This window comes from Streptomyces sp. NPDC059900 (genome assembly GCF_050270335.1).
Taxonomy (GTDB): domain Bacteria; phylum Actinomycetota; class Actinomycetes; order Streptomycetales; family Streptomycetaceae; genus Streptomyces.
On sequence record NZ_JBNNJZ010000697.1, the window covers coordinates 1 to 3863 of the forward strand.

Below are 3863 nucleotides of genomic sequence, written 5' to 3' on the forward strand. Positions count from 1 at the left end.
ATCCTGGTCCTCGCCCCGAAGTGGTGGATGAAGGCGCTCGGCCTGCTGCACCCGCTGTTCACGGTCTCCGCGATCGTCGCCACCGGAAACCACTGGATCCTGGACGCCGTGGGCGGCGCCGCCGTGGTCGGCGCGGGCTTCGGCCTCGGCTACCTCCTGGCAGGGCCCCGCGTCGGCAGGACTCTGAAGGTGGCCACGGGCGCCGAGCCGGTCACGGGAGCCGAGCCGGTCGTCGAACCGTCCGGGGAGAAGCCGGTCATCGACATGTCGAAGGACCCGGCGAGGGGCCGTACCCCGAGCTGATCTCGTACGTCCCCGGCGCGGACACCGTGAGCCGGGTGAAGTCGCCCTGCCGCGTCAGGCAGGCCCCCTCCGCCCGGAGCCACGGCGAGTAGACCAGGCGCAGCGTCACCGGCTCGCGGGTGGGGACGCGGACCACCATGGTCGACCCGGTGGAGCGGACCACGGACGCGGGCTCCGACACCATCGGCACCGCGTCCTTCACCCGGAACACCCGCCAGTGCGCGTCCCGCCACACCGGCTCCAGCCACGCGGGCCCGCCGGCGACGAGGGCGGCCTCGTCCTCGGCGAAGCCGTCCGGCTTGCCCGACGGGAGCACCACATAGCCGACCGCCCACTTGTCCAGCCAGGCCCGGTAGGTGGCGGCCGAGAAGGTCCCGTCGTAGAAGAGACGGCCGCGCTCGATGTCGAGCTGCCGGTTCCAGCCGCGCGCCATGTTCACGTACGGGGCAAGGGCCGTCGCCTCGCGGTGATTGCGGGCCGGGACCACCTCGACGCGCCCCCGGTCGGCGCCGAGCCGCTCCAGCTCCTCCACCACGCCCTGCGTGTCCGCGGCCCACTCCGGCACGGTCGTCGACACCGTCAGATCGTCCGCCGTCTTCTGGCCCACCCAGGCCGAGGAGAGGACGAGCGCGACGATGAGCACGATGCGGCGAGCGCGGGTCAGCGCGGGCATCAGGAGTGCGCCGAGCAGCGCGGTGGGCGCGAGGAGCTCGGCCAGGCGCTCCACGTTCGTGCCGATCGGGGACGGGATGAGATAGGTGAGGACCGTCCCCGCCGCGTACACCCCGGCCCCCCAACGCAGTACCCGCCACTCGCGCGGCGCCGCCACGATGAGCGCGAGGCTGAAGAGGACCGGCGGGAAGATCCGGTCGAACGGCATCAACTGTTCGCCGTTGAAGGGGAAGAGCACGGTCGTCGCCCCCACGACCACCACCGGCGGCACGACGAGAGCCGCGGCCCGCCCCCAGTCCCGTACGAGGAAATAGGCGGCGCCCGCCACCACGAGGAAGAGCCCCGCCACCGGACTGGACATCGTGGCGAGGGCCGCGCACACCACGGCGGCCCCGATGCGCCGCTCCCGCACGAGGACCAGGCACGCGGCGAACCCGAAGGCGATGCCGAGCGCGAACGTGGTCCGCCCCGACGCGACGTTGCACCACACGGCGAGCGAGGCGAGCACCGCGGGCCACAGCGGGCGCCGTATCCCGGTGCGCTCGACGAGGGCCGCGACCAGCCAGGCACCGGCCACACCCGAAAGGACCGTCACCGTCTTCACGCCCAGGGCGGCCATCAAGTAGGGCGAGATCAGGCTGTAGTTGGCGGTGTGCATGCCGCCGTACCAGAACAGGCCGTACGCGGATGCCCCGTGCTCGGACGCGAAGCGCGCCCAGGCCTCCTGCGCGGCCAGATCGCCGCCGCCGGTGGCCAGGAACGCCGCCCATACCGCGTACAGGGGCAGGGTGGGCAGGGTGGCGACGAGCGGGATCCGGTGGCGTCGGCAGAAGGCGCGGAGGGAGGTCTTCCGGTCCGACGGCGTGCTGCCCGATGGTGCGAGGGGGAGACCTGCGAAGACCACGGCAACCGTTTCCGTTCGAAGTCTTGGAGAGGCAACGTTTACTTCTCAAGACGCGTTACGCAACGGAAACGTTGGCTCCGGACCATACCTGGCCGGATATGCCACCTGGATGGCGGCCACGCGGACGGCGGCCATGTGCGGTCGGGGGCCGGGGAAGGGCAGGGGCGCGGCGCAGGGGTGAGTGGCCCCTGCCTCCCCGGCAGCAGGTCAGCCCGTGCTGACCTGCAGTTCTTTGACGCCGTTCAGCCAGGCCGAGCGGAGCCTGCGGGGGTCGGAGACCAGCCGCAGATCGGGCAGGGCGTCCGCGATCGCGTTGAAGATGAGGTTGATCTCCAGGACCGCGAGCGACTTGCCGAGGCAGAAGTGCGGGCCGCCGCCGCCGAACCCCAGGTGCGGGTTCGGGTCGCGGGTGATGTCGAACTTCTCCGGCTCGTCGAAGACTTCGGGGTCGTTGTTGGCCGACGAGTAGAAGACCCCGACGCGGTCGCCCTTCTTGATCGTCACGTCTCCGAGCTCGGTGTCCTGCGTCGCGGTGCGCTGGAAGGAGACGACGGGGGTCGCCCAGCGCACGATCTCCTCGGCGGTGGTCTCGGGGCGCTCGCGCTTGAAGAGCTCCCACTGCTCGGGGTGGGTGAGGAAGGCGTGCATGCCGTGGGTGATGGCGTTGCGGGTCGTCTCGTTGCCGGCCACGGCGAGCAGGATGACGAAGAAGCCGAACTCGTCGGAGGAGAGGTTGCCTTCGTCCTCGGCGGCCACCAGCTGGCTGACGATGTCCTTGGCCGGGCACTCCTTGCGGGCGGCGGCGAGGTTCATCGCGTACGACACGATCTCCATGGCCGCCTCGGCGCCGACCTCCTCGGTGATCGCGTACTCGGGATCGTCGTAGGCGGCCATCTTGTTGGACCAGTCGAAGATTTTCGTCCGGTCGTCCTGCGGTACGCCGATGAGCTCGGCGATGGCCTGGAGGGGAAGTTCCACGGCCACGTTCGTGACGAAGTCGAAGGAGCCGTCGGCGGCGGCGTTCGCAAGCGCCGTCTCGACGATGGAGCCCGCGCGCTCGCGCAGGGCGTCTTCGAGCGACCGGATGGCACGGGGCGTGAAGCCGCGCTGCACGATCTGGCGGACCCGGGTGTGCTCGGGCGGGTCCATGTTGAGCATGATCATCTTCTGGACCTCGATCTGGTCCCGGCTGATCGTCTCGTTGAAGCGGATGATGGCGGTGTTGAGGTTCGAGGAGAACAACTCGGGGTGCGTGGAGACGTATTTGACGTCCTCGTGCCGTGTGACGGCCCAGTAGCCCGCGTCGTCGAAGCCGGAGATGCGCGGCGGCTGGGCGATCCAGCGCACCGGTTCCGTCTGCCGCAGCTCGGCGAACTCCGGGAGCGGTACGCGCGCTTGGAGCAGGTCGGGGTCGGTGAAGTCGAACCCGTCGGGCAGCGCTGGACAGGGCATCGGCAACTCCAGGAGTTCAGTTCCGGGTTCTGAGTCGTGTGCTGGGGCGGTGTTGAGCCGGGTGGTGATTCTGACGGTCCATCAGGAGATGCCCCGCAAGGTAGTAACGGGTTCTACAAGAGGCAAGGCCCGCGACGGGCCCGCTTTCGTGCAGGTACTGCGCAAGGTGCGTGCAAGCCCCTTGCGGTGCCGGGCCCCGGCTCAGCAGACTGCATGCAGAACTAGAACGCGTACTAGTTCTCCCCGGGAGTGCCGGGACACCCCCGGGGGATGTGGATGGAGAGGACGCCCATGGCCGCGGAACCTGTCATCGTCGAAGCCGTACGCACCCCCATCGGTAAGCGCGGCGGCGCGCTCGCCAATCTCCACCCCGCCTATCTGCTCGGCGAGACCTACCGGGAACTCCTGGGCCGTACGGGCATCCACGCCGACTGCGTCGAGCAGATCGTCGGCGGCACCGTGACCCACGCCGGGGAACAGTCCATGAATCCGGCGCGCACGGCCTGGCTCACGATGGGCCTTCCGTACGAGC

Annotated in this window: 3 protein-coding genes and 1 pseudogene; 2 read left to right on the forward strand and 2 right to left on the reverse strand. The window is 70.0% G+C overall.

Going from position 1 to position 3863, the window contains the following annotated elements; translation table 11 throughout:
- The coding region (locus ACQKIP_RS42220; protein WP_427745430.1) for a phosphatase PAP2 family protein at nt 1-303 on the forward strand (303 nt) is incomplete at its 5' end.
- Here ACQKIP_RS42220 and ACQKIP_RS42225 read toward each other — a convergent pair.
- A complete protein-coding gene (locus ACQKIP_RS42225; RefSeq protein WP_365852335.1) occupies nt 257-1879 on the reverse strand; it encodes a hypothetical protein in 1623 nt (540 codons plus the stop codon). The genes ACQKIP_RS42220 and ACQKIP_RS42225 overlap by 47 nt on opposite strands.
- Nucleotides 1880-2086: 207 nt before the next feature.
- Entirely contained in the window at nt 2087-3331 is a 1245-nt protein-coding gene (locus ACQKIP_RS42230; protein ID WP_365852337.1) for a cytochrome P450, read from the reverse strand.
- Between the two features lie 291 nt (nt 3332-3622).
- Here ACQKIP_RS42230 and ACQKIP_RS42235 point away from each other — a divergent pair.
- Nucleotides 3623-3863 (forward strand): annotated as a pseudogene (locus tag ACQKIP_RS42235) (steroid 3-ketoacyl-CoA thiolase); the annotation flags it as partial.

What these genes read in the sequence shown, in the direction of transcription:
- ACQKIP_RS42230 (WP_365852337.1), bottom strand. Translation starts at nt 3,331, where the DNA reads ATGCCCTGTCCAGCGCTGCCCGACGGGTTCGACTTCACCGACCCCGAC.